This window comes from Nocardiopsis alborubida, assembly GCF_012396365.1.
GTDB lineage: Bacteria > Actinomycetota > Actinomycetes > Streptosporangiales > Streptosporangiaceae > Nocardiopsis > Nocardiopsis alborubida.
The window spans coordinates 20,198-47,196 of sequence record NZ_JAAXPG010000026.1; the positions used below are offsets into that span (position 1 = coordinate 20,198).

Here is a 26,999-nt window from a genome sequence, read left to right on the forward strand (position 1 = left end):
GCGCGGGGGACCCGGAGGCCGGGAGCGTACGGCGACGGAAGGGAGCGGACGTCATGCGACGCGGCAGGTTGAAGGGCCCCCTGGGCAGCCACGAGCGTCCGGCGAGCGCCCTGGGTTTCCGTGCGGTGCTGGCCGTGTTCGGCGCCCTGGTACTGCTGCTCGGCGCGATCGCCGCGTACGTGTGGACCGACCAGGTCTGGCTGGTCGTCCTGCTCGGCGCGGGCTTCGTCGCCGCCTGCGTGAACGTGTACTGGGTGTCCAGGCGCCGCAGGCACGAGCGCCCCTCTCCCTGACGGTCAGGCCGCGGGGGTCGGCGTGACGGCCGCCGGCCGGCGGCCGGAGCGGGGCGCGCCCGGGTGCTCCCGCGCCCGGCTCCCGATGGCCCCGGTCGCCGGGGCGCTCACCGCGTGTCCTCCCCGGCCCGGGCGTCCTGGCGGATGAGGTCCGCGGCGCGCTCGCCCAGGGCCAGGACCATGACCATGGGGTTGGGTGTCGGCAGCGTCGGGAACACCGACGCGTCGGCCACCCGCAGGCCGCGCAGCCCGCGCACGCGCAGGCGCGGGTCGACCACGGCGCCGTCGTCGTCGGCGGCGCCCATCCGGCAGGTGCCCGCCGGGTGGTAGACGGTGTGGGCGGCGCGGCGGCCGTACTCGGACAGCTCCTCGTCGCTCCGGACGCCGGGGCCGGGCGCGACCTCCCGGGTGATCCAGGACCGGAACGGCTCGGTGGCGGCGACCTCGCGGGCGATCTTGAGCCCGTCCACGATCGTCCTCTCGTCGTAGCCCTCCGGGTCGGTGAAGTACCGGAAGTCCAGCGCGGGCTTCTCGCGGGGGTCGCTGCTGGTGAGGCTGAGCTTGCCGCGCGAGCGCGCGCGGGGGATGTTCGGCGTCATGCAGACCGCGCGTCCGTCGGGCGGGGACTCGTAGCCCAGCCGCTTCGTGTTGTCGTCGAAGGGGACCTGGTAGATGTGGAACATCAGGTCCGGACGCGGGTCGGAGTCGTCGCGCCGCACGAACAGGCCCGCGTCGGAGTGCATCACCGTGTTCCGCGGGACCGGCCTGCTGGTCTCCCACATGATGATCGACTCGGGGTGGTCGAGCAGGTTCTCGCCGACGCCGGGCAGGTCGTGGCGGGGGTCGATGCCCACCTCGCGCAGTTCCTCGGCGTTGCCGACCCCCGAGAGCATGAGCAGCCGGGGCGAGTCGACCGCTCCCGCGCACAGGATCACCTCGCGGCGGGCGCTGACGGTGGCGCGCGTGCCGTCCTTGGCCGTGGCGCTGACCCCCGTGGCGCGGTCGCCGTCGAACAGCAGCCGGTCGACCCAGGTCTCCAGCATGACGGTGAGGTTGTCGCGCACGTCCATGATCGGGTGGAGGTAGGCCACCGAGGCCGAGGAGCGGTGGCCGGTGTAGGGGTCGTAGGCGATGGACAGGAAACCCGCCCCGCACGCGAAGCCGCCCCCGTGGGAGGTCAGGGCGTTGAAGTCCTCCACCACCGGGACGTCGGCCGCCTCGGCCGCCGAGGCCACCCAGTCCTTGACCATGGTGTTGCGGTCCTTCTCGGCGACCGGGACGATGTTGCACTTGATCCGGTCCGCGTAGGACTGCACGGTGGCGTTGTCCCAGCCCTCGGCCCCCGCCGCGACCCAGTCGTCGAGGTCCTCGGCGAACGGCCGGAAGCTGATGAGCGTGTTGTGCGAGGAGCACCCGCCGAGCACGCGGGCCCGGGAGTGCAGGATGTGGGAGTTGCCTCGCGGCTGCTCGACGGTGGTGTAGCCGTAGTCGAGTTCCCCGTCCAGGACGCTCAGCCAGTCGCGCAGGCGCAGGACGTGCTCCAGATCGCGGTCGTCGGGACCGCCCTCGACCAGGCACACGGTGGTGCCGGGGTCCTCGGTGAGCCGGTTGGCGATCACCGATCCCGCGGTGCCGCCCCCCACGATCACGTAGTCATAGGTGCTCTCGGTCGGTTCCACGGTCCGGTTCCTCTCGTCGCTCGTCACCGTCAGCCGAACCAGCGCTGCGGTTCGGGGGACAGGTTGCGGTAGACGTGCTTGGCCTCGCGGTACTCGTCCAGGCCCGCGAGCCCGAGTTCGCGGCCGATGCCGCTGCGGCCGTAGCCGCCCCACTCGGCACCGGGGAAGTAGGGGCCGTAGTCGTTGATCCAGACGGTGCCGTGGCGCAGGGCCGCCGCGACGCGCTCGCCGCGGGCGGTGTCGTCGGTCCACACCCCGCCGGAGAGCCCGTAGTCGGTGTCGTTGCCCAGCTCGACGGCCTGCTGCTCGGTCTCGAACCGCTCCACGGTCACGACCGGGCCGAACACCTCGGTCTGGACGATGTCCATGGCGCGGTCGCAGTCCACGAACACGGTGGGCCGGTAGAAGTAGCCCTGCGCGAGGTCCGGGTCGTCGGGACGCCTGCCCCCGGCGATGATCCGGGCGCCCTCCTCGACGCCGCGCGCGACCGCGGCCTCCACCTTGGCGCGGTGCTCGGCCGACACCAGCGGGCCGCAGCGCACGCCCTCGTCCTGGCCGCGGCCGATGCGGATGGCCTCGGCGCGGCGGGCGAGCTCGGTGGTGAAGGCGTCGTGGACGTCGTTGTGCACGATGAGGCGCGCCCCGGCCGAGCAGACCTGTCCGGAGTGGAAGAACGCGGCGCTGAGCGCGTAGTCCACGGCGGTGTCCAGGTCCACGTCCGGGAAGATGATGTTGGGGTTCTTGCCGCCGAGTTCCAGGGCGATCTTCTTGACCGTCTCGGAGGCCGCCGCCATGATGCGCCTGCCGGTGGCCAGACCGCCGGTGAAGGAGATCAGGTCCACGTCGGGGTGCTCGGACAGCGGGGCGCCCGCGTCGGGGCCGCTGCCCGTGACCAGGTTGACCACGCCCGCCGGGACGCCCGCCTCGGTGGTGAGCTCCACCAGCTTGGCGGTGGTGACCGGCGTGATCTCGCTGGGCTTGACCACCATGGTGTTGCCCGCGGCCAGGGCCGGGGCCATCTTCCAGGCGAGCTGGAGCAGCGGGTAGTTCCAGGGGGTGATCATGCCGCAGACGCCGACGGGTTCGTAGACCACCTTGCTGTGCACACCCTCGGGTGCGGAGACCAGGCGGCCCGCGTCCTTGTCGGCGAGGCCCGCGTAGTAGCGGAAGACGTTGGTGACGTCGTCGACGTCGATCCCGCCCTCCTCGATGGTCTTGCCGGTGTCGAGGGACTCCATGACCGCGATCTCCTCGCGGTCGCGCTGGAGCAGGTCGGCGATGCGGTCGAGGACGCGTCCGCGCTCCCCGGCGGGGGTGCGGGGCCACTCCCCGCCGTCGAAGGCGCGGCGGGCCGCGGCGATGGCCTCCTCGGAGTCGGCCCTTCCCCCCTCGCTGACGATGGTCAGGACGGAGGCGTCGGCGGGGTTCAGGATCTCTCGCACCCGGCCGTTCCCGGCCGCACGCCACCGACCGTCGATGTAGAGGCTGGTGGCCGTCGCCGCCCCCGGCTCCGACAGGTACGGCACGGACGGCAGCGTTACGTAGAGTTCGTTCACGGGTCCGGTTTGCCCAGGATCGTTAGCCACAAACAGCCTCGTCTCATCAGTCTCTTCAGTCGTATCCGCCCTGGAGACCGGACTGAGCTGCACTGACAACCTGACCCAGCGGAGTCGCCCGTGGTCCGGCCCACGTCACACCCGGGCCAACAACTACTCCCGATGTCAGCCGGGTGAGGAACCGGACACCCGCACCTGGGGAAGACGGGGACGAGAGTTTGACGTACATTGAGGTGTTGTGCCTCCTTAGTTGAGGCATACCTAAGCGGGTTCGTCCGGGCTTCCGAGCCCCCGCGGCACGGACCGCGCCCACCGCGCACCCCTTGAGGAAGGCATGCTGCTCGAACAGGAACGCCGTGACGTGTGTCTGACCGCCCGCGCACTCGCCGCGGGCACGGGCACCGCACCCGGCGAGTCGGGGACCGTCAGCGTCCGCAGCGGCGACCTGGTGGTCGTCACTCCCCACGGCGTCTGCCTCGACCAGATCCAGCCCGCCGACTGCCCGGTGATGTCGCTCGACGACCGCGTGCTGGAGGGAAGGCGCGACCCCGCCGCCGAGGCCACCCTGCACATGGCCGTGCACCGTCTGGCCGCCGAGCACGACCGCGACGTCACCGCCGTGGTGAACGCGTTCACGGCCGACACCGTCGCGGTGTCCTCGGTCCTGGCCGAGCTCCCCGCCATCCATCACCGCGCCGCCGGTCTGGGCGGGGCGATCGCCGTCACCCCCTACACCACCTACGGCACCGGCGAGATCGCCGACCACGCCGTCAAGGCGCTCAAGGGCCGCGACGCCGCGCTGCTCGCCGACCACGGCGGCCTCGCCCTGGGCCGCGACCTGGGGCACGCGCTGGAGAACCTGCGGCTGCTCGACTGGCTCAGCGGCGCGTACCTGAGTGCCCGCCAGCTCGGCGAGCCCCGTGTGCTGTCCGAGGACGAACTGGCCCGGATCCGCGAGCGCGACACCTACGGCTGGGCTGGCCCGGACATCCTCTAACTCCCTAACCGGGCTCTGTGGCCAGGACTCCCGGAAGGCCGTCGAAACGCGCCTTGGCGTCCCGGCTCACGATGGTTCTCCCCGTCTGCGCCGCGTGGGCGGCGATGATGAGGTCGAGTGCGCCCCGTTTGAGTCCGGTACTGATGGTGTGCGCGAGCAGCGTGGAGTGGTGAACGGCGGTCGCCTCCGTATAGTCGAGAACTTCCGTGTAGGTGAGGATCTCCGCCAGGACCCGGGAGCGCGCAGCCGCCCGCTTCGCCGTACCTGCCAGTTCGATCCCGACACGGAACTCGGCTACCGTGACCGCGGCGATCGCGAGTTCGTCGTCATCGAACACCGACCGGTCGAGTCCGCCCCTCTCGTAAGCGATGAGCATGTTCGTGTCGAGGATCAGACGTCGTCCCACGGGTTCCTCACCTCGTCGTCGACGAACGACCTCGCGCTGAGCACGTCACGCTCGAAATCATCGTCCAACGGCTCGATCTTCTCCAGGGCGGCACGCAGGTCGGCACCCGTGTAGCGAGGAGCTGGCGTCATGACGACGACAGGACGCTTGCCTCTGGTGATAGTCACCCGCTCACCGCTCTCGATGGCGTCAAGGAGTTCCGAGAACTTTCTCGCGGCCTCGGTCGCGGTGATCGTACGCATGGTCAACATGATATCTGATTATCAGATTTTTCATCCAGTCACGTGGGAAACGAAGAAAGCCTGTACGCGCCTCCTGAACCGTCACGCGTCCTCGTCGCCCTCGTCGCCGGGGATCTCGTCCGGGCGGGTCCAGGCCAGGTAGCAGGCCGGGAAGGCCGCGTGGCACATGGTCGTGAGGACCACCAGCGGCACCAGGACGGTGAGCGGGATCCGCGCGTCCATGTTCCCCAGGGAGAGCCAGCCACCGAAGCCGCAGGTCACCGCGACCAGCAGGGTCAGCAGAGCCGCGGTCACGTTGTGGCCCAGGCTGGCTGCGCGGTCCATCTCCGCCTGCTGGAACTCGTCCACACCCTCGTACCCGACCACCCAGCGCGCGGCGATGTTGATGTGCGTGCTGAGTACGGCCGACGCGCCCAGCGACAGGGCGAAGCCGATCACCAGCACGGTGGACGTCGGCGGTCCGGTCACCACCGCGGCTGAGAACAGGACGGCGGCCAGGACGGTGGCGAAGGCGCACGCGGCCACCGCCTGCCGGCGGCGGGACCGCGCGGCCCAGAACCGGCGGCGGCGCGGGTTCTCGACCAGGGCGCGGAGGCGCTCCTGCTTCTGCGAGCTGGGCTTGCTGACGAACATGGGGGTCTCCTCGGGTTCGGAACGGCTACTGGCCGATACGGGGGAAGGGCTCGGTGGAGAAGACGACCTCCACCGGGACCTCGAAGTAGCGGGCGATGCGCAGCGCCAGGTGGAGGCTGGGGCTGTACTCGCCCCGCTCCAGGTAGCCGACCGTCTGGTAGTGCACGCCCAGCGCCTCGGCCAGCTGGCGGCGGGACACGTCGCGCTCCGCGCGCAGCATCGCGATCCGGTTGTGGACGGCCTCGCCGCCTCCGGCCGCGACCCTGGGACGGCGGCCGGTCGTCCCGTCGCGCTCAGCGGACACTCCGCACCGCCTTCTTCCAGGTCGCCTCAGCTTGCGTCTCGGCGCCCGACCGGACATTCGCACTCATCACACTGGTTCTCCATCCCGTCATCGATCTACTGCCGTTGATAGTACATGTACTACATACTGAACAACAGGGGCTACGACGCCGGACCGCAAGCGAACCGCAGAGCACGGCGCACCGGCGGCCCAGGCGGAGGAGCCCGGGCGGCAGCGCGGAGAACGCGTTTCGAACACGGTGCCGGGGAAGAGGAAAAACGGGTGTGGACAACCCCCCACGCGGCTCCCGGAACGGGACAATGGTGCTGAGAACGACGCCGAACGGCAGGAGACCCCATGCGTTGCAGCTACATCAGGCTCCTCGTCAACGACTACGAGGCCTGCTTCCGCTTCTACTCCGAGGTGCTCAAGCTCCCCGTGCTGCGCGGGGACGAGGGCAGCCGCTACGCGGAGTTCGACGTCGAGTCGGGGACGCGGCTGGCGATCAACCAGCGCGAGGTGATGGCGGAGGCCCTGGAGACCGACACCGCCGACCCGGCGCTGCCCAACCAGGACCGGTTCGCGGTGATCTTCGAGGTGGACGACGTGGACGCCACGGCCGCCAGACTGGTCTCGGACGGCGCCCGGCAGGTGATGGAGCCGCGTGACTGGACCGCCTGGGGCATCCGCGCGGCGCACTTCCGCGACCCCGACGGCTACCTGCTGGAGATCAACAGTCCGCTGATCCCCTTGGCGCAGGTCTGATCCCGCCTCCCCGGGCGGGCTCCCCTCAGCCGGACAGGTGCTCCACCAGCAGCTCGTTCACCCGGTCCGCGCGCTCGACCCCGAGCAGGTGCGCGGCGCCGGAGACCACCTCGAACCGGGCGTCGGGGATCCCGTCCGCCAGCCTTCGGCCGTGGCCGGGCGGCAGCATCGGGTCGTGGGCGGCCGACGCCACCAGGGTCGGCACACGCACGGAGGCCACCAGGTGGCGCTGGTCCATCCCGGCCACCGCGTCGCACACCGCGGCGAAGCCCTCCGGATCGAGCCCGCCGAACTCCTCGGCCAGCCGGGCCACGACCCGCGGCCGCCCCTCGCCCATGTCCGGGGTGAACCAGGGCCGCACCACGTCCGCGGCCACCGAGTCCAGACCCGACGAGCGCACCCGCGAGGCGAGGAGGTCCCACCGGTGCGTCCGCGGGGTGCGGGGCGCCGCGGCCAGCAGCGCGAGGCGTTCCAGGGTGCGCGGCGAGTTGGCCGCGATCCACACCAGGAGCGCCCCGCCGAGTCCGGCACCGACCGCGTGGACCCGGGTCAGGCCCTGGGACTCCAGGACCCCGAGCAGGTCCAGGGCGAGTTCCTCGACGGTGTAGGGGCCAGCCGGGGCCGGGGAGGAGCCGTGCCCCCGGTGGTTGACCCGCAGGACCCTGTGGTCGCGGGTGAGTTCGGGCAGCTGCGGTTCCCAGACCGACATCGTGGTGCCGAAGGGCGGCACGAGCAGCACGACGGGCGCGTGCCGGGGTCCGTCGAACCGGTACTGGAGCGGAATCAAGGTCATGGAACCCTCCGAGTCGCCAGAACGCCAGGCTATCGGCAGAGCCCTGTTCGGTACCGCACCCTTTCTCCCGTTCTCAGTCCAGTGGAGGACGGTAACTGACCGCCACGGTTCCTAGAGTCCTCGTGTACCGAGTCGGGCAGGGCGAGAAAGCGGTGGTCATGATGGTCACAACGACGACGAGCACGGTGGACGCGGAGCGCGCGAGCCTCCTGCGGTTCCTGGAGGACCAGCGCGACTTCCTGCGTCTCACGGTCAAGGACCTGGACGACGAACAGGCCGCGCGGCGCACCACGGTGAGCGAACTGACCCTCGGCGGGCTGGTCAAGCACGTGACCCAGGCCGAGCGCAACTGGATCCGGTTCGCCCGTGAGGGTTTGACGGGCGACACCCAGATGGACTACGAGGACCCCGCCACCTGGCAGGAGCACGCCGACGGCTTCCGGCTGATGGAGGGCGAGACCCTCGACAGCGTCCTGGCGGACTACGCGCTGACCGCGCGGGAGACCGAGGAGTTCGTCAACGGCCTGCCGGACCTGGAGGTCAGCCACCGGCTCCCGGACGCGCCGTGGTTCGACGAGGGCGCCTCCTGGTCCGCCCGCGACGTGCTGCTGCACGTCATCCGCGAGACCGCGCAGCACTGCGGGCACGCCGACATCCTGCGCGAGGCCCTGGACGGCCAGAAGAGCATGGGCTGACACGACAACGGCTTCGCGACGGCCGCGCGCCACCTCACCGATCTGAGGGGGCGCCGGATCCAGGACACCCCCTGAGAGAACTTCCAGGAACGGTGGGAAAACGACGGAGGCGCCCCCACTGAACTGTGGGAACGCCCCGCCGAAAAGGTGGCGAGGGTCGCTTCCGCATCCCCCCTCAAAGTACGGAAGCGACCCTCGCGCTGGGAAACGGCCAGCGACTCCTCCCCCCTGGAGTCGCGGCCTTGAAGGCCTGCCGCGGAATCGACCCCGTCGTTCCGCGTTGATGGAGACACTACCCACCACACCCTCGAAGAACAACCCTCAGTCACGGGAAACTACTTAAAGTGATCGTCATTCCTCGGCAGACAACGGGCCAAGCGCGTGTGGGCGAGCGTCAAACCGGGGTCATGGCGGGGCGCTCGGGGACCGCGCTTAGCCTGGTCTGGTGAGATCACCGCTCCTCAGCCCACGGTGGCTCGGCATCCACCTGCTCGCCGTGCTGGTCGGCGCCGTCTGCGTCGCCGGCACCGCCTGGCAGTTCGTCCGCGCCTTCGAACCCGACCGCGAGGTCATCACCAACCCGGTCGAGGACCTGGCCGGCGCCGTGCCCGTCTCGGACCTGCTCGAACCGGGCCAGTACATGCACCCGGACTCCTTCGCCAACAGCGCGGTGGAGGCCAGCGGCAGCTACGACGCCGACGCCCAGCTGCTGGTGCCGCGCGTCGTGGACGGCGTCCGCGGCTACGACGTCATCGTGCCCCTGGTCACCGACGACGGCGCCGCCGTCACCGTCAACCGGGGCTGGGCCGAGGAGGGCCAGGACATCCCGCCGGTGCCGGGGGGCGAGGTCACCGTCACCGGCTGGCTGCTGCCTCCGGTGGGCGCCGAGGGGGTCGTGCCGGTCGACGTCTCCGAGGGCCAGGTCGAGCGCATCGCCACGTCCGTGCTCGTCAACGAGTGGGACCACCCGCTCTACGAGGGCTACGTCACCCTGCCCGAGGCGGACCCGGCCACCGCCTCGCTCGTCCCGGCGCCGCCGCCCGAGCCGCCCACCGGGTTCACCGTCAACTGGCGCAGCCTCAGCTACACCGTGCAGTGGGCGATGTTCGGCGTCTCCGCCGTGGTCTTCTGGATCCTGCTGATGCGCCGGGAGCTGCGCGAGGGCGGCTCCCGGGAGGATCAGCCCGCGGTCGCGGGCTCCTGAGCCCGTCCGGACTCGCGGTCCCTGGCCTGCTCCGAGCGGACGATCCGGTGCTCGACCACGAAGCCGAGCACGGGGATGGTGCCCGCGAGCGCCACGCCCAGGGTGCGGGAGGCGCTCCAGCGGCGGTCCAGGGCCACCCACAGGACCACGAAGACGTAGGCCATGTAGACGTAACCGTGCGGCATCGCGATGTAGAGCATGAGCGGCGACTCGGGGCCGAACCAGTGCTCCAGGCCCTGCGGCGCGGCCACCAGGGAGAACCGGGCGGTCTCCCCGACCAGGTACTTGGCGGGCATGGCCACGAAGGTCAGGCCCAGCAGGAAGACTCCGGTCACGTACGCGAGCACCCGGTACAACGCGAACGACACGCGCCTCTTGTCCACGGCTGATCCCCCTCAGACGACTGCGTCCCCGCTCCGGAAGGCAGGTCCACGGGCGGGCGAAAATCAGCCTAAACGCTGTCCGGTACCCCGGGCGCCCGGGGTACCCGGGGCCGGACGATCTCACATCACCGCAGGTCGGATCACCTGCCCGAGACGCGGTCCGGGCTGCTCCACCGGCCGTCGGACTCGGTGGTCCACGCCTTGGGGATCATGCGCAGCGCGAGGTAGGCGTCCACGATCCGGATCGGGAAGAAGAGCAGTCCGTAGACCAGGTAGGACGGCCGCCGCCGGATCGCCGCCATCAGGCAGGTGAGCATGTAGTCCGGGATGAACAGGCCGATGGCGATCGCCAGCAGCGGCAGGAAGGCCGTCACCGCCGTGAACGCCTCCCCGGCGAACGGCAGGCTCAGGAAGAACTCTCCGCCCAGCGTCCCCGCGAGGACGAACAGGCCGACCACGGTGGTGGCCAGCAGCACGGCGGAGACCAGGACGACCTCCAGGATGTACAGCGCCAGGCAGGCCCAGAACAGGCTCGGCCACACCCGGTGGCGCCGGACCGTCTGCCAGAAGCCCAGCGTCCACCTGGTGACCTGCTTGTAGTAGTCCCGGAAGGTGAACGGGTCCTGGCTGTAGGCCTTGGTGTCGGGGTTCATCGAGACCCGGCCGAGGCGCTTGTGGTGCACCTCGAAGGTCATGTTGAAGTCCTCGATCACCAGCCCCTTGGGGTTGACCTCGATCTCCCTGAGCGCCTCGCTGCGGTAGACGCTGGCGAAGCCCGGCACGATGAAGGCCGTGTTGGCGTGCCGCCAGGTCTGCCCGAAGCGCATGAGGTACTGGAGCATGAAGTACAGGCGGTCCCGGTAGGCCGAGATCGTCCGGCCGACGAAGCCGCGCTCCTTGGGCTTCCACTCCGAGACGACGAAGCCCGCGACCGCCGCCACGGACGGGTCGGCCAGCTGCCTCCGGGCACCCTCCACGTACCCCGGGTCGAGTTCGGTGTCGGCGTCCAGGATGAGGACGCCGTCGTAGTTGTCGGTCAGCGAGAACTCCTCGATGACCGCCTCGATGGCCCCGGCCTTGCCGCGGTTGGTGAGGAGTTCGAGGACGTTCACGCCGGTCTTGGCCGCGATCTGCGCGGTGGAGTCCCTCGACGAGTCCGAGACCACGTAGATGTCCCAGCGGTCGAACAGCCCCATAGCGGAGGCGATGGCCCCGCCGATGACGGGTTCCTCGTTGTGCGCCGGGATGATGACGGCCAGGGACGCGCCCTCCTGCCCGGAATCCGGCGCCCGGGCCGCGGCGACCGCCGAGGCGCCCTCCCCCGCGGCGTCGCCGCCCCGCTCGGCGAGGGCGGTACCGCCGCCGGGGCCGCCCGCGCCCACCAGGACGCGCTCGCGCGCCCTCCCCCCGACGGCGCCGCGGCGCCCCGTCCGGGGCGACCGGAGCACGGCGCGCACCGAGTCCTCACCCAGGCGCACGAGTCCGACGGCGGTCCACAGCAGCAGGTTGGCGCCGAAGGCCAACCACAGGAACGCGTAACCCAGGGCGCCGAGACCGGAGGCCTCGGCCATGTCCGTCGCGTAGCCGAACCAGTAGACAAAGAGTGCCGCGGCCAGGGCGAGGGCGATGAGCCCGATCAGCAGGCCGCCTATGAAACGTGCGATACGCACAGCGCTAGGACCCTCCGAAGTTCTCGGTTTCGGACCGACATTAACCCGCAAAGTCGGTGTTAGCTTGACGCCCTACGACACCGAGAGGTTCACCCGGGTTCGCGTCCTATGTAGGCCACGCAAATCGTATACACGGGCTTGCGGAAGATGGTAACCATAAGAGGATATTTGTGAGCTGTAGCTACGGCTCGTCTGTGGTTTGTCCAACATTGCCCAGATCCTGGGAAAACCTGCGGAAAGTGACCAGCGGAGAGAAGGAGAATGCTCGGAGTGATCGGCGTTCCGTCCTCATCCTCATCCGGTTCCACTCGAATCCCACAGGCCACCGGCCCCAGGGGTCGCTTCGCTATGAGCAGCCAGGACAAGGCGGTCCACACCGTGGCGCTGCACCAGCCGCACTACCTGCCATGGCTGGGACTTTTGGACAAAATTGACCGTTGCGACCGTTTCGTCATCCTCGACAACGTCCAGTTCGAGCGCCGCGGTTGGCAGAACCGCAACTACGTCGCAGGAGGCGCAAAACCCGTCCTGCTCACCGTTCCGGTCGTCCAGGGCAGCCGACACGACCGCATACGGGACAAGATTGTTGACAACAGCCAGAATTGGAAGCTCAGGCACTACAAGGCACTCTCGGAACACTGCTACCGCAAGGCGCCCTACTGGAGGGATTACCGCGACGAGATCGCCCACCTGTACGAAGAGGAGTGGGACGGCCTCGCGGACCTGTGCATAGCGACCACGCGCATGCTGATGCGGTGGTTCGGGATCGACACGCCGTTGCTGCTGGCCAGCGAGATCGGGGACTTCCCCGGGCGCAAGAGCGAACTCCTCGCCCAGATCTGCACCAGGGTGGGAGCGCACACCATGCTCTCGGGCGACGGCGCCCGGGACTACCTGGAGCCCGAGACCCTGCGCCGCTACGGGATCGACGTCCGGTGGCAGGACTTCCGCCACCCGGTCTACCCGCAGCACGGGCGCGACCCGGCCGACTTCGTCCCCCGTCTGTCGGCGATCGACCTTCTCCTCAACACCGGCCCGGAGGCACTGCACGTGCTCAGGCAGGCGAGAACCCAGAGCTGACCCGAACGAGGGTCCACCACAGCGCCGCGCCACCGGGCGCGGCGTCGCTCCCCGGGAAAAACCCGATCGCTCTCTAGGCAAAGGACGGAAAACAGTATGACGACGGACTGGTCCCAGGAACGCATCCTGGTCTTCGCGCCCCATCCCGACGACGAGACGCTCGGCTGCGGCGGCCTCATGAGCAAGGCCAAGGCGGCCGGCGCCGAGGTGTTCGTCCAGTTCCTCACCGTCGGGGACACGGCCGACATGTCTCCCAAGGGCTTCTCCACCGCGGAGGAGCGCTACGCGGAGATCAAGAAGGTCGCCGACCACTTCCGCTGGGACGACTGGCACATGGCGCTGCCCGGCGACCAGTACCACCTGAGGCTCGACTCCGTCGCCCGGGTGGACCTCGCCCAGCTGATCGAGCGCGAGAGCCCATTGTCCATCGAGCGGCTCCGCCCGACCGTGGTGCTCGGACCGCACCACTCCAGCTACAACCAGGACCACCGGGCCGTGGCCGAGGCGGTGCACACCGCGCTGCGTCCGTCCAACACCGCGCTGCGCCACCACCCGCACCTGGCGCTGGCCTACGAGGAGGCCGCCGACCACTGGCGCTCGGAGCCGCTGTGCCCGCCCAACCTCATCGTGGAACTGGACGAGGTGCAGGTGGTCGACAAGCTCCACGGCATGCAGCTGTACGGGTCCCAGTCCCACCAGCACCCGCACACGCGCTCCGAGCCGACCCTGCGCAGCCTCGCCGTCCTGCGGGGCATGCAGGCGGGCGTGGCTCTCGGCGAGGGGTTCCACGTGCTGCGCTTCCTGGCCTGAGCGCTCCCGGACCCGCGGTCGGCGCGTCCGCGCGCGCAGCGCCTCGCCGTGCGCGCGGACGCGCCGACCGCGCACACAAGCCGTTTCCAGTCAAGAAGCAGCGAGAGAGAACACCTAAGTGGAGGGGAAACCATGAAGGCTGTAGTCACCGGAGGAGCCGGTTTCATCGGCTCGCACCTGTGCGATCACCTGATCGCCCAGGGACACCAGGTCACCGTCCTGGACGACCTGTCGACCGGGTCCCTGGCGAATCTGGTCCAGGCGCAGGGCTCGCCCGGGTTCCGGTTCGTGGAGGGGGACGTCCTGGACCGGGAACTGGTCGACTCCCTGGTCGCCCCGGCGGACGCCGTGTTCCACCTCGCCGCGGCCGTGGGCGTGTACAACATCGTCGACAACCCGCTGCGCTCCCTGCGGATCAACCTGCACGGGACGGAGAACGTGGTGGAGGCGGCCGTGGCGCACCGCGTGCCCTACATGGTCGCGTCGACCAGCGAGGTCTACGGCAAGAACGACGCCGACGGGCTCAAGGAGAGCGACGACCGCGTCTACGGCCCGGCCACCAAGAGCCGCTGGTCCTACGCCGCGGCGAAGGGGCTGGACGAGCTCGTCGCCTACGTGCACGGCGTCGAGTCGGGCGTGCCGTGCGTCATCACCCGCTTCTTCAACGTGGTCGGCCCCCGCCAGACGGGCCGGTACGGGATGGTCGTCCCGCGCTTCGTCGACCAGGCGATGGCGGACGAGCCCATCACCGTGTACGGGACGGGGACGCAGCGCCGCTGCTTCGGCTCGGTGTTCGACGTGGTGCCCGCGCTCCTGCGGCTCATGGACACCCCCGAGGCCTACAACCAGGCCGTCAACCTCGGCGGGCACGAGGAGGTCTCCATCAAGGGCCTGGCCGACCGGGTCGTGGAGCTGACGGGTTCCAGGAGCGCGGTCACCTACGTCGACTACGAGGAGGCCTACGGCGAGGGCTACGAGGACATGCAGCGCCGCTATCCGGACACCTCGCTGGCCGCGCGGCTGATCGGGTACCGCCCCGAGCGCGACCTCAACGACATCATTCGGTCGATCATGGCGCACCGCCGCGCGGTCGGCTCCGTGCCGCAGCCGGCGTAACCGAACCGGAGGGTCCGGTCCGGGGCGCCCTCTCCGCCTCGGCCGACTGACCACGAGACAAGGCGACGAAGGGCCACGGCTCCGGCCCTTCCCCCGACGGGGTGGTCGCGCTGTCCCCCGACGGGGCCCGGTGCTCCCCCATGCCCGCACGAGGGCGGTCGGCGCCGGTGGACCACAGGCCCGTCAAGGGCATGGACGGTCGTGTCCCCCCGGACAGCGCGAACGACGTGGCCGGGCGTCCGGCGAGACACCGCGGTCGGCCGGGTGCACGCGGGCTCCAAGGCACCGCCCATCCCCCGCCCACCGAGCGTCCGACGGCACCGGGCACCGGGTTTCACGGCACCACGGCACCGGAGCGCCGGGGTCTTCAGGGCGCCAGCAGCACCGTCAGCGCCAGGACGCAGCTCAGGGCGAGGACGCCCGCGCACAGGAGCACCATCGCCCACGGGCCCGCCACGGACGGCGGAGGCCGCCCGGTCCCCGGAGAGCGCGCACCGTGCCCGCTGGCCCGCCAACGCAGCCACACGTGCACGGCCAGCACCGCCGCCAGGAGCAGCAGTCCGGCCGTCGCCGCCACGCGCACCCCGACCGGCGCCTCCGGGAAGGCGTGGTCGCCGGGGGCCAGGGACCCGCGCAGGAACAGCAGCCCCACCACGACCAGCAGGGCGATCGTACGGTGCCAGGCCATCAGGGTGCGCTCCGGCTGCATGCCGGGGTCGCGTTCGACGGGAGCGGTCACAGCAGGTGGCCCAGGACGACCAGGGCGCACACCAGCCCCACCGCCAGGGCGGTGACGAGCGGAAGCACGCTCAGCTTCAGGGCTCCGCCCCGGCTCATGATCCGCTGCACCCGGTACCAGCGCAGCGGGGCGTAGACGGTGATGACCCCGGCCAGCGCCGCCAGCAGCAGGCCGACCACGGTGCGCGGCCCCTCCTCCCAGCCGAGCGGGAGCAGGTGCAGGACGGCGACGGCACCGGCGAGCAGGGCGAGCGCGGTGCGCACCCAGGCCAGGAAGGTGCGCTCGTTGGCGAGGGTGAACCGGTAGTCGACGGGAGGACCCGCCGTGTCCCGCGAAGAGGTCTCGGAACCCATCCAGCACCCCCTTTCAGCAGGGAAGATCCCGGGTCCGCCCCCGACCCGGCCCGGGCCCGACGCGCGCGGCCCGCGTCCCTCCAGTCGACACTAGCCGCCGACCCTCTTTCCTCCCAAACAGGTATGTAAGGCGTGTTATGACGTAAAACAACCGGACTGCGGAGCGGCTCACCGGCCCCGGCAGGCATGCGGAACAAACGAACGGGCACGACCGCTGTAGCACTGAGAGATGGCGGTTGGCCGACGGTCGACACCAACCAACGAACAGATACAGGAGACCACGTGCCCACGGTCGAGCTCACCAAGGACAACTTCGCGGACACGCTGAAGGACAACGACTTCGTCCTCATCGACTTCTGGGCGGACTGGTGCGGTCCCTGCCGGCAGTTCGCCCCGGTGTTCGAAACCTCCTCGGAGAAGCACACCGACATCGTCCACGCCAAGGTGGACACCGAGGCGCAGCGCGAGCTCGCCTTCGAGTTCAAGATCCAGTCCATCCCGACCCTGATGATCGTGCGTGAGCGCACCGTCATCTACAACGAGCCCGGGGCCCTGCCCTCCGAGGCTCTGGAGAGCCTGATCACGCAGGCCAAGGAACTGGACATGGAAGAGGTGCGGGAGAAGATCGCCGAGCAGGGCGGCTCGCCCGAGTAGCGCTCCCCGGAGCAGCACGGAACAGACCCGCGCGCCCCGGACGCCCCCTCCCCCGGAGGGCGGCGTCCGGGGCGTTCGCGCGTCCGGACGGGGACCGGTCCGTGCACCCGCGGCGGCCCACGGGCGGGAATCCGCCCCGTTCTGGCGGGGCCGCGCCCCACCATGGTGGGACCGAAAAGGGTGGATTAGGAAGACCGAAAAGTCATCAAGAGGTTTGTGGCCGGTCACCTGTCCACCCGTCCGGCGCGCCTCGGCCCGCCCGTGGCCCGATTCCCCAGGACGGGACGAACCGCACTCCAGAGGCGGTCCGCACCTCCTTCGGTGACGGGAGGACAACGCCTCGCGATCGCGACGCCTCCGAGTTCACCGCCCACGTTCACCTTCGCCACGGGGTTCGTTCACCGCTGCTTCATACGGACATATTTGCATGGGGGTCGACCGCGCTCCGCGGCTCCGGCCGCGCACCTCTCCGCGCACGCACCGTCCGACCCGGAAGTGGCCTCATGTCTGTCAGCAACACCGCCTCCCCTCGCGGCACCGAGACCGGTCGCGGCGTCGCCCCCGACACCGTCCGGTACAACCGCGAGGTACCCGACCTGGGCGACCCCGTCTTCGACGTCTCCGGGCTCTCCATCTACTACGGCTCCAACAAGGCCGTGCGCGACGTGGACCTGAAGGTGGGCCCCCGTCAGATCACGGCGATGATCGGGCCGTCCGGCTGCGGCAAGAGCACCGTGCTGCGGACCCTGAACCGCATGAACGACCTCATCCCCGGCGCCCGGATCGAGGGGAAGGTCACCTACCACGGCGAGGACCTGTACGCCTCCGAGGTGGACCCCATCGAGGTGCGCCGCCGGATCGGCATGGTCTTCCAGAAGCCCAACCCGTTCCCCAAGTCGATCTACGACAACGTGGCCTACGGCCCCAAGATCAACGGCGTCCGCGGCAACATGGACGACCTGGTCGAGGAGACGCTGACCAAGGCCGCCCTGTGGGACGAGGTCAAGGACAAGCTCAAGGAGAGCGCCTTCGCCCTCTCCGGCGGTCAGCAGCAGCGCCTGTGCATCGCGCGCACCATCGCGGTCAACCCCGAGGTGATCCTGATGGACGAGCCCTGCTCGGCGCTCGACCCCATCGCGACCCTCAAGATCGAGGACCTGATGTACGAGCTGGCCAGCGAGTACACCATCGTCATCGTCACGCACAACATGCAGCAGGCGGCGCGCGTGTCCGACCGCACGGCCTTCTTCACCGCCGGTGTGGACGACGCGGGCGACCGCTACGGCAGCCTGGTGGAGTTCGACGAGACCGCGACGATCTTCAGCAAGCCCTCCGACCAGAGGACCGAGGACTATATCAGCGGTCGCTTCGGCTAAACCGCTGGTCTCCGGCTCTCCGACGGACCGGGACCGCTGATCGGAGGGGTCGCTTCGGCCAAACCACCGGCCACCGGCTCTCCGGAGGGCCGCTTCGGGCGAACCGACGGCCGTACGCCCTCCGGTCGCGACCGCCGACCGGAGGGTCGTTTCGGTCAGGCCGGAGCACCCGTCCGGGACCCCGCCCCCGCTGTTCCTTCGACGAAGTGGACCTCCCATGCCCGCGCTCACAACGTCCGCATCCGTCCCGTTTCCGGGTGCCCCGGTCGAGGACGAACTGGTCGAGCGCTCGGAACGGTCGGAGGGACCGCTCCGGGTCCTGCTGGTGGAGCCCGAGTCGGAGCAGTCGCACCAGCTGGTGCTGTCGCTGAGCGGGCACGACGTGGACATCACGGTGTGCGTGGACGGTGCCGAGGCTCTGCTGCGGGTGGGGATGATGCGACCGGACACCCTGCTCACCAGCGCCACTCCGCCCGAGGTGGACCTGGAGACGCTGGTGCGGGTGACCCGGCGGGCGACGGACATCCCGATCCTCATCGGGGTGGGCCCCGGCGACTCCCAGCGCGCGATGCGCGCGCTGGCGGCCGGAGCCACCGCGTGCGTCAACCGCCCCTACCGGATCCCGGAGCTGGCGGCGCTGCTGCGCGGTTCCCTCCCCGGACCGGACGGCGGCGGCAGCCCGGACGGCACCGTCTCCCCGGCCGCACTGCGCTCGGGCGCCCTGGAGCTGGACGCGCTGGGGCACCGGCTCTTCGTGGACGGCAACCCGGTCAACCTGGCGCTGCGGGAGTTCGGGATCATGGACTTCCTGCTGAGACACAGCGGCAGGGTGGTCAGCCGTGAGGAGCTGTGGACCGAGGTCTGGCACAAGCCGCTGCCTCCGGTGAACAACACCATCGCCGTGCACATCCGGCGCCTGCGCCACAAGCTGGGCGACTCCGAGGCACAGCCCAGGTTCATCCACACGGTCCGAGGAATCGGCTACCGGCTGGACACGGCGAACGGCGCCTGAGCGGAGAAGAATCGCGGGACGAGGTTCGCCAATTCCTCACAGGGCCCCCGGGTGATACCGACGAGACCCCTTGTTCACCTTCGCGTCACCTAGCTTCGAGACGAACGCGAAGGTGAATCGTCGAATAATCCGACGCGTCACCTTCGCTGCCGGAAAACCGCCGCGCCGCCCGGGCGTCCACGGCCATACCCGCAGGTCATCACCGCCTGTCCCCTGGACATCACAGAATCTCCGCGAAGCCGAAAACACACACCCGTTATCAAATGGTTACCGCCATTCACTCCGCATTCACCCTTCTTCTACCATCCCGCCTTCATTTCGATGACACAGCGTCTTCCTGCGCACTTACTGTCGTTTCACGTCAGCCCCGACAGCGGTGATTCAACGAGGAGAACTACGACATGCGCAACGGGCGTTCCAAGCTCGCCGTTCTGGCGGCCATCCCCCTGCTCGCGGCGGCGTGCAGCAGCGGAGGCGACACTGGCGGTGACAGCTCCGGCGGCGGCGGGGGCGACCTCAGCGCCTCCCTGACCGGAGCCGGGGCCAGCTTCCCCGACCCCCTGTTCCAGGACTGGATCTACACCTACTCCAACGACGTCCAGCCCGGCGTCAGCGTCAACTACCAGAGCGTGGGCTCCGGTGCCGGCGTGGAGCAGTTCCTGGAGCAGACCGTCGACTTCGGTTCCTCCGAGGAGCCCCTGGGCGAGGAGGACCTCACCGCCGCGGCCGATGCCCGCGGTTGTGAGGCCGTGCAGTTCCCGGTCGTCTTCGGCGCCGTCGTCATCGCCTTCAACAACCCCGAGCTGGACGGCCTGGTCCTGGACCCGGCGACCATCGCGGCCATCTACGACCGCGAGATCACCACGTTCGACGACCCGGCCATCGCCGAGCTCAACCCGGACATGGAACTGCCCGGCGACGAGATCATCCCCGTCCACCGCTCCGACAGCTCCGGCACCACCTACGTGTTCTCGCACTACCTGAGCACCGAGGTCGACTCCTGGGCCGACAAGTACGGCGAGGGCAAGGAGATCGAGTGGGCCGACGGCCTGGTCGGCGGCCAGCAGAACGACGGCGTCGCCCAGGGCATCACCCAGAACCCCGGCGGCATCGGCTACGTCAACCAGTCCTTCGCGCAGGAGGCGGGTCTGTCCGTCGCCCACATCGTGAACGAGGACGGCAACCCGATCGAGCCGACCCTGGAGTCCACCATCGCGGCCTCCGAGGAGGCCGAGATCCCGGAGAACTTCCAGTTCGCGATCGACAACATCGGCGGCGAGGGCTACCCGATCGCCGGTTCCAACTGGATCTTCACCTACACCTGCGGCTACGAGCAGGCCAACGCCGACGCCATCATCGACTTCTGGACCTGGGCCCTGACCGACCAGGGCGCCCGCGACCTGGCCGGTGAGCTGGGCTACGCGCCGCTGGGCGAGGAGCTGACCGACCGCGTCGTCGCCGAGCTGGAGAAGACCAACTCCGAGAACGGCGGCGCCGACGCCGGCGCCGAGGAGGAGGCCGGTTCCGAGGAGAGCGCTGAGGAGAGCGCCCCCGCCGAGGACGAAGCCGCCACCGAGTAGGAACGCCCCGCGGGGCCGGGAGAGGTCTCCCGGCCCCGCACGCCTTCTTCCCAACCTCCGCCCCCGTCCCGGGGCGGGACGCTCTCCACTCCCCACGAAAGCCACAGAGGAGAAGCACATGTCCACCGAGGCCCGCGAGGCCCCCCAGGCCCCCGAGGACTCCCGGCGGGGGACGCTGAAGTCCGGTAAGGGGCGCCTGGGCGATCCGATCTTCAAGTGGGCCGTCGCGGCCTGCGGCACCATCGTGCTGGTCATCCTGGCGCTGATGGTCATCCGGACCACCAGCGAGGCCTGGCCGGTCTTCGCCAAGGAGGGCTTCTTCGGCTTCCTCCTCGGGGAGGACTGGCAGAGCGGCGGCTCGCGCACGGAGATCACAGGCGTCTACGGCGCCTGGCCCTTCATCTACGGCACCCTGGTCACGGCGACCATCGCGATCATCATCGCGCTGCCGCTGGCGATCATGGTCGCCGTCTACCTGACCCACCTGGCCCCGCGCCGTCTCGCCAAGCCGCTGTCGTACACGGTCGAGCTGCTCGCCGCCGTGCCCAGCGTCATCTTCGGCCTCTGGGGCCTGCACTGGTTCCTGCCGAACGTGATGCGCCCCTTCTTCGTCTGGCTGGAGAGCACGTTCGGCTGGTTCTTCCTCTTCGAGGGACCGGTGCGCGGCGTCGGCTACCTGCCCGCGGGCATCGTGCTGGCCATCATGATCCTGCCGATCATGACGGCGCTCATCCGCGAGGTCGTCGTCGTCCAGCCGGTCGAGCAGCAGATGGCCGCCTACGCCCTGGGCTCCACCCGGTGGGAGGTCATCACCAAGGTGATCCTGCCCGCCAGCTTCTCCGGGATCGTGGCCGCCGCCATGCTGGGACTGGGCCGCGCCCTCGGTGAGACCATCGCCGTGCTGATGCTGATCGGCGGCACGCAGGGGTGGAGCGGCAGCCTGTTCGGCACCGGAAGCAGCATGGCCTCGCACATCGCCGCGTCCTTCGGTGAGGCCTCGCCCGAGGTCCGGACGGCGCTGATGGCGATCGGCGTCGCCCTCTTCCTGGTCACGATGATCGTCAACATCCTGGCCCGCGTCATCGTCTGGCGCCTGGGGCAGTTCACGGGAGACTCCGCCGTATGAGCACAGCAACCACCACTCCTCCGGAAGCCCGGCACACCCCCCTGGGCCAGCGTTCGCCCGGCTCCGGCTTCCGCAGGTTCAAGGACCGCTCGGCCTCGGTGGTACTGACCGCCGCGATGGTCCTGGCGATGATCCCGCTGGTCCTCATCATCTTCGAGGTCACCCGGCGCGGCATCGGCGTCGTCAACCTGGAGTTCTTCACCGCGACCGAGCCCCCGCCGCGGCGCGAGGGCGGCGGGTACGCGGCCGGGTTCTTCGGCACGCTCTACATCATGGCGCTCGCGGTCGTGATGTCGATCCCCATCGGCATCGCCACGGCCGTCTACGTCGTGGAGTACGGTCCCAACCGCCTGACCGGCGCGATCCGCTTCTTCACCGACGTGATGACGGGTATCCCCTCGATCTTCGTCGGTCTGTTCGTGTACGGCCTGATCGTGATCGGCTGGGGCAGCATGGGCTTCGGCACCTTCGCCGGTGCTCTGGCGATCGCCATGATGATGCTGCCGATCGTGACGCGGTCCGCGGAGGAGATGCTGCGGCTCGTGCCCAACGAGATGCGCAACGCCAGCTACGGCCTGGGCGCGCGCAAGTGGCAGACCATCCTGCACACGGTGCTGCCCGCCGCCGCCCCCGGTCTGACCACCGGCTCGATGCTGGCCGTCGCCCGCGGTATCGGTGAGACCGCCCCGCTGCTGCTGACCGCGTTCGGAACCGGCCTGGTGGTGACCGCCTTCCAGGGCGAGCCGCAGGGCGCCGTGCCGATGCAGCTGTACCGGGGGGCCATGCAGCCCTTCGAGGCCGGTATCGACCGCGCCTGGGGCGCTGCCCTGTGCCTGTTCCTGCTGGTGCTGCTGTTCACCGTGATCGCGCGGTGGATCGGCTCGCGGGCCTCCGTGGGCAGCCGCTGACGATCCGCCCCCGTGGGGCCGTGTGCCGGAGAGCCCTCCGGTGCGCGGCCCCTTCGGCTCTGCGGGCCGCACCGGTGCCCGCCCGGCTTCCCGAACCGCCCCCTCACCGGTAATCTTGCGCCGGACCCGCCACCGCGACTCCCTGGAGACGAACGCAGATGCCCGACACCAACGAGTACGCGACGACCTTCGCGTTCGTCGACGCCGACAGCGACGGCCGCATCTCCGCCCAGGAGTACGCCGACCTGATGCACCGCCTGGGGGACAGCTGCACCGAGGAGCAGGCCCTGCGGGCGATCGAGGCCATGGACCAGGACGGCGACGGGCTGGTCACCCTGGACGAGTTCACGGCCTACATGTCCGACACCAGGGGCTGAGCCCCCGATGGGCCCGCCCTACGGCGCCGTCCTGTGCGACGTCGACGGGGTGCTGCGCCTGTGGCCCCCGGACGCCATGCCAGGCGTCGACCGGGCGTACGGGCTCGCTGAGGGGACACTGGCGGCCACCGCCTTCCACCCCGACCTCCTGCTGCCCGCGATCACCGGACGCGTGTCCGACGAGGAGTGGCGCGAGGGCGTCGCCCTGGCGCTGGCCGACCGCTGCGGCGGTCAGGAGCGCGCCCGCGCCCTGGTCGCGGACTGGACCGCGATCCCCGGCACGGTGAACCAGGAGATGGCGGGCCTGCTGACCGCCGTGAACAGGCACGTTCCGGTGGTGCTGGTGTCCAACGCGACCACCCGCCTGGAGTCCGACCTGGCGGCGCTCGGCCTGGACGGGGTCGCCCTCGACGTCGTCAACAGTTCGCGGGTGGGTGTGGCCAAGCCGGATCCGGAGTTCTACCGGATCGCGGAGGAGAGCGTCTCCGGAACGCGCTCGGGCGCCTTCACGGGCGCTCCCGTCCTCTTCGTCGACGACACGCCGGAGAACGTGGCCGCCGCCGAGGACGCCGGACTGTCCGCGCTGCTCTGGGGAAGGGACGACGTGCTCGGGCACCTGGCCGCGGTCCTGCCCGAGGGGGACCGCGGACCCCGGGCGCACGTGCGTGTGCCCGGGGAGGCGCCGAACTGACAGTGGAACCCGTGTGGAGCCGCCGCCTCAGCGCGGCTCGCGCACCAGGTAGACGGTGTCGGGCACGCCGTTGGCGACCAGGACCTCGATGACCTCCACCGACGCGAACCTGCCCCGCAGCGACTCCTCGAAGTCGGGCACCGCGTTGGCGCTCCAGAAGGCCAGGACCCCGCCGGGGGCGAGCAGGCGGGTGAGCCGGTCCAGCCCCGCGGCCTCGTAGAGGCGGTTGTTGCTCTCCACCACCGTCCAGTCGGGCCCGTTGTCGGTGTCCAGGCAGATCGCGTCGTAGCGGACGGGGTTCGCGGCCGAGGACGCCTTCTCCAGCCAGGCCACGATGTCGGCGTTGACCACCCGGCAGCGCGGGTCCTGGTGCACGTAGTCGGCGGCCTCGCCCAGCTCCCCGTCGTGCCAGGCGATCACGTGGGGTTCGAGTTCCACCACGTCCACCACCGCCACCTGGGGGTGCTCCAGCGCCTCGCGGGCGGAGAAGCCCACGCCCAGCCCGCCGATGAGCACCCGCGAGCGCGAGCGGCCCGCGGGGAGGGCGGCGAGGCTGGCGCGCACCATCTCGCGCTCGGATGTGCCGTCGCGGGTGTCCATGAGGAACACCCCGTTGGAGTAGATCTCGTAGTGCGCGCCCACCCGGCGCAGCACGAGGTCGCCACCGGTCTCCCCGGTCACCCTCGCCAGGGTGACCGACTCCTCCTCGGGCTCGCGGAAAGTGGAGGCGGTGTACGTCGTCGGCTGGTCCATACCCCACATTGTGCCCGCCCGCCCGGCGGACGCGCCCGCGTTCCCGCGGAGGGGGCCGGGGGAACGCTGCCCGGGGGGTCTTCGCGGACCGCATGGTTACCGAAGAGTAGGGTCAGGGACCACCCCACCGAAGGAGAACTCCATGCAGGTCAAGCACGGACGCGGCGGACTGTTCGACCGGGTGCGCGGGGCCGCCCCCTACGCGCTCGGCGGCCTGTTCGTGGCTTCGGGCGTGCTGCACTTCGCGGCGCCCGGACCCTTCCAGGCGATCATGCCCCGCTCCCTGCCCGCGCCGCGCGCGTGGGTCTACGGCAGCGGTGCGGCCGAACTGGTCTGCGGTGCGGGCCTGCTGACGCGCAGGGCGTGGGCCGGTCCGGCGAGCGCGGCCCTGCTGCTCGCCGTGTGGCCCGCCAACGTCCAGATGGCCCTCGACTCGGGTACGGGCAGGCTCCGGGGCCCGGCCGACAACCGCCTCGTGGCCTGGGCCCGCGTGCCGCTCCAGATCCCGCTCGTCTGGGCGGCCCTCCAGGCCCGCCGCGGAGGCAGGGAGGACTGACCGGCGGCGGCTCGCGCCGAGGCGTCGGCCGACCGGGGGTTTCCGCTTGCCCCTCCCCTTGGGGGAGGAGCCACAGTGGAACCATGCTTCCCATCGGTTCCTTCAGCGAACTCACCGGCCTCTCGCACAAGGCGCTGCGTCACTACCACGCACTCGGGCTGCTGGTCCCGGCCCGCGTGGACGAGGACACGCAGTTCCGCTGGTACACCGTCGACCAGATCGAGCGCGCCGGGCAGATCGTCACCCTGCGCCGCGCGGGCATGGGCCTGGACACCGTCCGGCTCGTGGTGGACGACCCCGGCCTGGCCCCGGACGCGCTGCGCCGGCACGCCGAGGACCTCCGGCGCGAGCGGGAGGCCCAGGACCGGGCACTGGCGGAGGCCCTCGCGGTCCTGGCGTGGGAGCCGAGGGTGGGGGTCCGGCCCCGGCGGGCGTGCACGGCCCTCACCGGGGTGACCGCGCGGTCCTCGGGCGAGGACTTCGACATGGGCCGGGCGCGCGCCGAGGTGCGGGCCCTGGCCGGGCGGCTCGGCGCGCTGGTCGAGGAGCGCGGGTGGCGCACCGACGGCCGGTGGTGGAAGAGCCTGGAGCCGAGGGGCGACGCCGCGGGCTACCGGGTGTGCGTCCCGGTCTCGGCGGTCGGCCCCTCCCCGTCCCCGCTGCCGGAGGACGTGGAGCTGGTGGAGTACGGGGAGGGCACCGAGGCCTGGCTGCTGATGCCCGGCAGGGAGAGCCTGGGCGGCCTCACCCTGGCGCTGACCCACCTGTTCGGGCACGAGGTCGAGGGCATGTTCGCCGACGTGGGCGCCCTCCGTCAGTCGGAGTGCGACGGAGGCGTGGAGTTCGCCATCGGGATGCGGCCCCTGGCGGAGGCTCCGGAGTGAGGGTCCGCGGCCGAAGGCCCCGTTTCTGGCTTGTCCGCGCCCGGGGACGCCCCATCCGACAGCTCCGCGGCCGAAGGCCCCGCGTCCGGAGACCGCGCTGACCGCAGCAGGGCGCCGAGCGCGGCGGCGCCTTCGAGGAGGGCCGCCGAGCGGGCGTCGATGCTCGCGTCCCGGGCAGCCAGCGCGGTCATCACCTCGTCCCACCGCCGTGCGCGGCGCAGCTCCGGCATCAGGGCCCGGAGCGGGGTGATGCGGTACCCGGCCGTGCGCAGCTGGTGGACGATCCGCGCGTCCCTGGCGTCGGCGGGCGAGTACCTCCGCGTTCCCCCGGGAGAGACCCTGCCGGGCACGACGAGCCCCTCGGCGTCCCAGTGCCGCAGCGTCGAGGGCCGCACTCCGAGCGCGTCGGCGAGTTCGGAGACGCCCATGGAGTCCGCCGGGCGGACGTCCCCGACCGGCTCCGCGGCGATCGCCTCCGCGGCCTCCCTGGCCAGTCCGAGATCCCGGCGCTCGGTGTGGATCCGGGCGTGCGCGGCGTCCAGGAGGGCGAGCAGGTCCGAGGCCGGGTACCCGTGCGCGGCGCGCACGATCCTCCCGGCCTCGACCGGACCGGCCCCGGCGGCGAGGGCCCGGTAGGCCAGGGCCGAACACACGTGCACCTCGGCGTAGACCCGGTAACCCGCGGCGGTGCGCTCCGCCGGGGGCAGCACGCCGTCGCGTTCGAGGTTGCGCACCTGCTGGACGGAGTACCCGGAGCGCCGGGCGACGTCGACCGTACGCAGGGCGGACGACTTGCGACTTCTCACTCCCCCACCTCGCACTCTTCGCGGAAAAGTCTCCACAAGCACATGAATGTAACGCTGGAACACATGAGCATCGACGAGATCACCGCGTTCCTTTAGGAGATCGAGGGCGTGCTGGCCCTCAGGCCGCAGCCCGGCGACGGCTCGCCCGAGGTCAGCTGGGGCGACGCGTTCTTCTACTACGCGCCCGACGGCGCCGTCCCCGCCGCGACCCAGCCCTTCGCGACCGTCGTGACGAAGGACTACCCCGACGACCGGGCGTCGCGCCTGGACCGGCCCGGCGTCTTCCGCCTGAACGTCGCCGCCGGAAGGGAGGCCTTCGTCAGCTGGACCGGCCGCGAGCCGCGCGAACCGGCCGACCCGGACTCGGACCCGAGCGCGGCGGACGTCGTGATGGCGCACCCCGTCTACGGCGGCCTGGGCTGGCTCGCCGTGGTGGACCCGGGACCGCGGACCGGGGAGGCGGTCCGGGAGCTGCTCCGCACGGCTCACGGCCTCGCACGCTCGCGCCACCGGCGGCGCACCGGGACCGCGTCGGGCCGACGGCCGACGACGGACTGACGGTCGACGCCGAGGCGCGCG

The 26,999-nt window shown here is 70.7% G+C and carries 32 protein-coding genes; 19 read left to right on the forward strand and 13 right to left on the reverse strand.

Annotated features, from left to right (window positions below; translation table 11 throughout):
• Positions 1-53: 53 nt before the first annotated feature.
• Positions 54-293: a hypothetical protein gene (locus HGB44_RS23695; RefSeq protein WP_061079651.1), complete on the forward strand. Its 240-nt coding sequence runs from the start codon at positions 54-56 to the stop codon at positions 291-293.
• Positions 294-400: 107 nt separating this feature from the next.
• On the opposite strand, the gene HGB44_RS23700 is transcribed toward HGB44_RS23695, so the two are convergent.
• The gene (locus HGB44_RS23700) at positions 401-1,972 is read right to left on the reverse strand and encodes a GMC family oxidoreductase (RefSeq protein ID WP_061079721.1); all 1,572 of its coding nucleotides are present in this window, start codon (positions 1,970-1,972) and stop codon (positions 401-403) included.
• A gap of 29 nt (positions 1,973-2,001) precedes the next feature.
• Positions 2,002-3,528 carry an aldehyde dehydrogenase family protein gene (locus HGB44_RS23705; protein WP_061079650.1) on the reverse strand — a complete coding sequence of 509 codons (1,527 nt, stop codon included), beginning with the start codon at positions 3,526-3,528 and terminating at the stop codon, positions 2,002-2,004.
• Positions 3,529-3,862: 334 nt separating this feature from the next.
• Here HGB44_RS23705 and HGB44_RS23710 point away from each other — a divergent pair, with 334 nt between their 5' ends.
• Positions 3,863-4,525, forward strand: coding sequence for a class II aldolase/adducin family protein (locus HGB44_RS23710; protein ID WP_061081518.1), 663 nt, complete (start codon positions 3,863-3,865; stop codon positions 4,523-4,525).
• A 4-nt stretch (positions 4,526-4,529) separates the two neighbouring features.
• Here HGB44_RS23710 and HGB44_RS23715 read toward each other — a convergent pair whose 3' ends face one another.
• From HGB44_RS23715 to HGB44_RS32130, 4 genes are all read right to left on the reverse strand, one after another.
• A complete protein-coding gene (locus tag HGB44_RS23715) occupies positions 4,530-4,931 on the reverse strand; it encodes a type II toxin-antitoxin system VapC family toxin (RefSeq protein ID WP_061081517.1) in 402 nt (133 codons plus the stop codon).
• Positions 4,916-5,173, reverse strand: a complete 258-nt coding sequence (locus HGB44_RS23720) for a type II toxin-antitoxin system Phd/YefM family antitoxin (protein WP_061081527.1) — start codon at positions 5,171-5,173, stop codon at positions 4,916-4,918. Before HGB44_RS23720 ends, HGB44_RS23715 begins: the two co-directional genes overlap by 16 nt.
• Positions 5,174-5,254: 81 nt before the next feature.
• Complete coding sequence (locus HGB44_RS23725; RefSeq protein ID WP_061081516.1) at positions 5,255-5,806, reverse strand: hypothetical protein; 552 nt, start codon at positions 5,804-5,806, stop codon at positions 5,255-5,257.
• A gap of 25 nt (positions 5,807-5,831) precedes the next feature.
• A complete protein-coding gene (locus tag HGB44_RS32130; RefSeq protein ID WP_061081515.1) occupies positions 5,832-6,110 on the reverse strand; it encodes a helix-turn-helix transcriptional regulator in 279 nt (92 codons plus the stop codon).
• Between the two features lie 336 nt (positions 6,111-6,446).
• On the opposite strand from HGB44_RS32130, the gene HGB44_RS23735 reads away from it, so the two are divergent.
• Entirely contained in the window at positions 6,447-6,854 is a 408-nt protein-coding gene (locus tag HGB44_RS23735) for a VOC family protein (RefSeq protein WP_013156389.1), read from the forward strand.
• A gap of 25 nt (positions 6,855-6,879) precedes the next feature.
• On the opposite strand, the gene HGB44_RS23740 is transcribed toward HGB44_RS23735, so the two are convergent.
• A complete protein-coding gene (locus HGB44_RS23740; protein WP_061081514.1) occupies positions 6,880-7,647 on the reverse strand; it encodes an alpha/beta fold hydrolase in 768 nt (255 codons plus the stop codon).
• Between the two features lie 158 nt (positions 7,648-7,805).
• Here HGB44_RS23740 and HGB44_RS23745 point away from each other — a divergent pair, with 158 nt between their 5' ends.
• Both HGB44_RS23745 and HGB44_RS23750 read left to right on the forward strand, forming a co-directional pair.
• Positions 7,806-8,342, forward strand: a complete 537-nt coding sequence (locus tag HGB44_RS23745; protein WP_061081526.1) for a DinB family protein — start codon at positions 7,806-7,808, stop codon at positions 8,340-8,342.
• Between the two features lie 445 nt (positions 8,343-8,787).
• Positions 8,788-9,546: an SURF1 family protein gene (locus HGB44_RS23750; protein WP_061081513.1), complete on the forward strand. Its 759-nt coding sequence runs from the start codon at positions 8,788-8,790 to the stop codon at positions 9,544-9,546.
• Here HGB44_RS23750 and HGB44_RS23755 read toward each other — a convergent pair.
• Together HGB44_RS23755 and HGB44_RS23760 are read right to left on the reverse strand one after the other, a co-directional pair.
• Positions 9,522-9,929, reverse strand: coding sequence for a DUF3817 domain-containing protein (locus HGB44_RS23755; protein ID WP_082768448.1), 408 nt, complete (start codon positions 9,927-9,929; stop codon positions 9,522-9,524). The two genes, HGB44_RS23750 and HGB44_RS23755, sit on opposite strands and share 25 nt — an antisense overlap.
• A 140-nt stretch (positions 9,930-10,069) precedes the next feature.
• Entirely contained in the window at positions 10,070-11,599 is a 1,530-nt protein-coding gene (locus tag HGB44_RS23760; protein WP_061081512.1) for a glycosyltransferase family 2 protein, read from the reverse strand.
• A gap of 348 nt (positions 11,600-11,947) precedes the next feature.
• Between HGB44_RS23760 and HGB44_RS23765 the strand changes: the two genes are divergently transcribed.
• The 3 genes from HGB44_RS23765 to HGB44_RS23775 all read left to right on the forward strand — a co-directional run bounded on the left by HGB44_RS23765 (position 11,948) and on the right by HGB44_RS23775 (position 14,605).
• Positions 11,948-12,679: a WbqC family protein gene (locus tag HGB44_RS23765; RefSeq protein ID WP_061081511.1), complete on the forward strand. Its 732-nt coding sequence runs from the start codon at positions 11,948-11,950 to the stop codon at positions 12,677-12,679.
• A gap of 96 nt (positions 12,680-12,775) precedes the next feature.
• A complete protein-coding gene (locus HGB44_RS23770) occupies positions 12,776-13,489 on the forward strand; it encodes a PIG-L deacetylase family protein (RefSeq protein ID WP_061081510.1) in 714 nt (237 codons plus the stop codon).
• 132 nt (positions 13,490-13,621) lie between these two features.
• Entirely contained in the window at positions 13,622-14,605 is a 984-nt protein-coding gene (locus tag HGB44_RS23775) for an NAD-dependent epimerase/dehydratase family protein (RefSeq protein ID WP_061081509.1), read from the forward strand.
• Positions 14,606-14,972: 367 nt separating this feature from the next.
• On the opposite strand, the gene HGB44_RS23780 is transcribed toward HGB44_RS23775, so the two are convergent.
• On the reverse strand, positions 14,973-15,344 hold the full coding sequence (locus HGB44_RS23780) for a DUF202 domain-containing protein (RefSeq protein WP_061081508.1): 372 nt from the start codon (positions 15,342-15,344) through the stop codon (positions 14,973-14,975).
• Complete coding sequence (locus HGB44_RS23785) at positions 15,341-15,697, reverse strand: YidH family protein (RefSeq protein ID WP_061081507.1); 357 nt, start codon at positions 15,695-15,697, stop codon at positions 15,341-15,343. Before HGB44_RS23785 ends, HGB44_RS23780 begins: the two co-directional genes overlap by 4 nt.
• Positions 15,698-15,979: 282 nt before the next feature.
• Between HGB44_RS23785 and trxA the strand changes: the two genes are divergently transcribed.
• The 8 genes from trxA (at position 15,980) to HGB44_RS23825 (ending at position 23,421) form a co-directional block, all read left to right on the forward strand.
• Positions 15,980-16,351 carry a thioredoxin gene (gene trxA / locus HGB44_RS23790; RefSeq protein ID WP_061081506.1) on the forward strand — a complete coding sequence of 124 codons (372 nt, stop codon included), beginning with the start codon at positions 15,980-15,982 and terminating at the stop codon, positions 16,349-16,351.
• 503 nt (positions 16,352-16,854) lie between these two features.
• Positions 16,855-17,727, forward strand: coding sequence for a phosphate ABC transporter ATP-binding protein PstB (pstB, locus tag HGB44_RS23795; RefSeq protein WP_013156377.1), 873 nt, complete (start codon positions 16,855-16,857; stop codon positions 17,725-17,727).
• A 217-nt stretch (positions 17,728-17,944) separates the two neighbouring features.
• On the forward strand, positions 17,945-18,739 hold the full coding sequence (locus tag HGB44_RS23800; RefSeq protein WP_061081505.1) for a response regulator transcription factor: 795 nt from the start codon (positions 17,945-17,947) through the stop codon (positions 18,737-18,739).
• Positions 18,740-19,140: 401 nt separating this feature from the next.
• Complete coding sequence (gene pstS / locus HGB44_RS23805; RefSeq protein WP_061081504.1) at positions 19,141-20,319, forward strand: phosphate ABC transporter substrate-binding protein PstS; 1,179 nt, start codon at positions 19,141-19,143, stop codon at positions 20,317-20,319.
• 118 nt (positions 20,320-20,437) lie between these two features.
• Positions 20,438-21,445, forward strand: a complete 1,008-nt coding sequence (pstC, locus tag HGB44_RS23810; protein WP_061081503.1) for a phosphate ABC transporter permease subunit PstC — start codon at positions 20,438-20,440, stop codon at positions 21,443-21,445.
• On the forward strand, positions 21,442-22,353 hold the full coding sequence (gene pstA / locus HGB44_RS23815; RefSeq protein WP_061081502.1) for a phosphate ABC transporter permease PstA: 912 nt from the start codon (positions 21,442-21,444) through the stop codon (positions 22,351-22,353). The genes pstC and pstA overlap by 4 nt, the downstream gene beginning before the upstream one ends.
• Before the next feature lie 158 nt (positions 22,354-22,511).
• Positions 22,512-22,730, forward strand: coding sequence for an EF-hand domain-containing protein (locus tag HGB44_RS23820; protein ID WP_061081501.1), 219 nt, complete (start codon positions 22,512-22,514; stop codon positions 22,728-22,730).
• Between the two features lie 7 nt (positions 22,731-22,737).
• Positions 22,738-23,421, forward strand: a complete 684-nt coding sequence (locus HGB44_RS23825) for an HAD family hydrolase (RefSeq protein ID WP_061081500.1) — start codon at positions 22,738-22,740, stop codon at positions 23,419-23,421.
• Between the two features lie 27 nt (positions 23,422-23,448).
• Here HGB44_RS23825 and HGB44_RS23830 read toward each other — a convergent pair whose 3' ends face one another.
• Entirely contained in the window at positions 23,449-24,174 is a 726-nt protein-coding gene (locus HGB44_RS23830) for a spermine/spermidine synthase domain-containing protein (protein WP_061081499.1), read from the reverse strand.
• Positions 24,175-24,316: 142 nt separating this feature from the next.
• On the opposite strand from HGB44_RS23830, the gene HGB44_RS23835 reads away from it, so the two are divergent.
• A complete protein-coding gene (locus HGB44_RS23835; RefSeq protein ID WP_061081498.1) occupies positions 24,317-24,730 on the forward strand; it encodes a DoxX family protein in 414 nt (137 codons plus the stop codon).
• Positions 24,731-24,813: 83 nt separating this feature from the next.
• The gene (locus tag HGB44_RS23840) at positions 24,814-25,614 is read left to right on the forward strand and encodes a MerR family transcriptional regulator (RefSeq protein ID WP_061081497.1); all 801 of its coding nucleotides are present in this window, start codon (positions 24,814-24,816) and stop codon (positions 25,612-25,614) included.
• Here HGB44_RS23840 and HGB44_RS23845 read toward each other — a convergent pair.
• The gene (locus HGB44_RS23845; protein ID WP_168444124.1) at positions 25,545-26,420 is read right to left on the reverse strand and encodes a MerR family transcriptional regulator; all 876 of its coding nucleotides are present in this window, start codon (positions 26,418-26,420) and stop codon (positions 25,545-25,547) included. The genes HGB44_RS23840 and HGB44_RS23845 overlap by 70 nt on opposite strands.
• A gap of 99 nt (positions 26,421-26,519) precedes the next feature.
• Here HGB44_RS23845 and HGB44_RS23850 point away from each other — a divergent pair, with 99 nt between their 5' ends.
• Positions 26,520-26,978, forward strand: coding sequence for a DUF6194 family protein (locus HGB44_RS23850; RefSeq protein WP_231972501.1), 459 nt, complete (start codon positions 26,520-26,522; stop codon positions 26,976-26,978).
• The last annotated feature ends 21 nt before the right edge of the window (positions 26,979-26,999 follow it).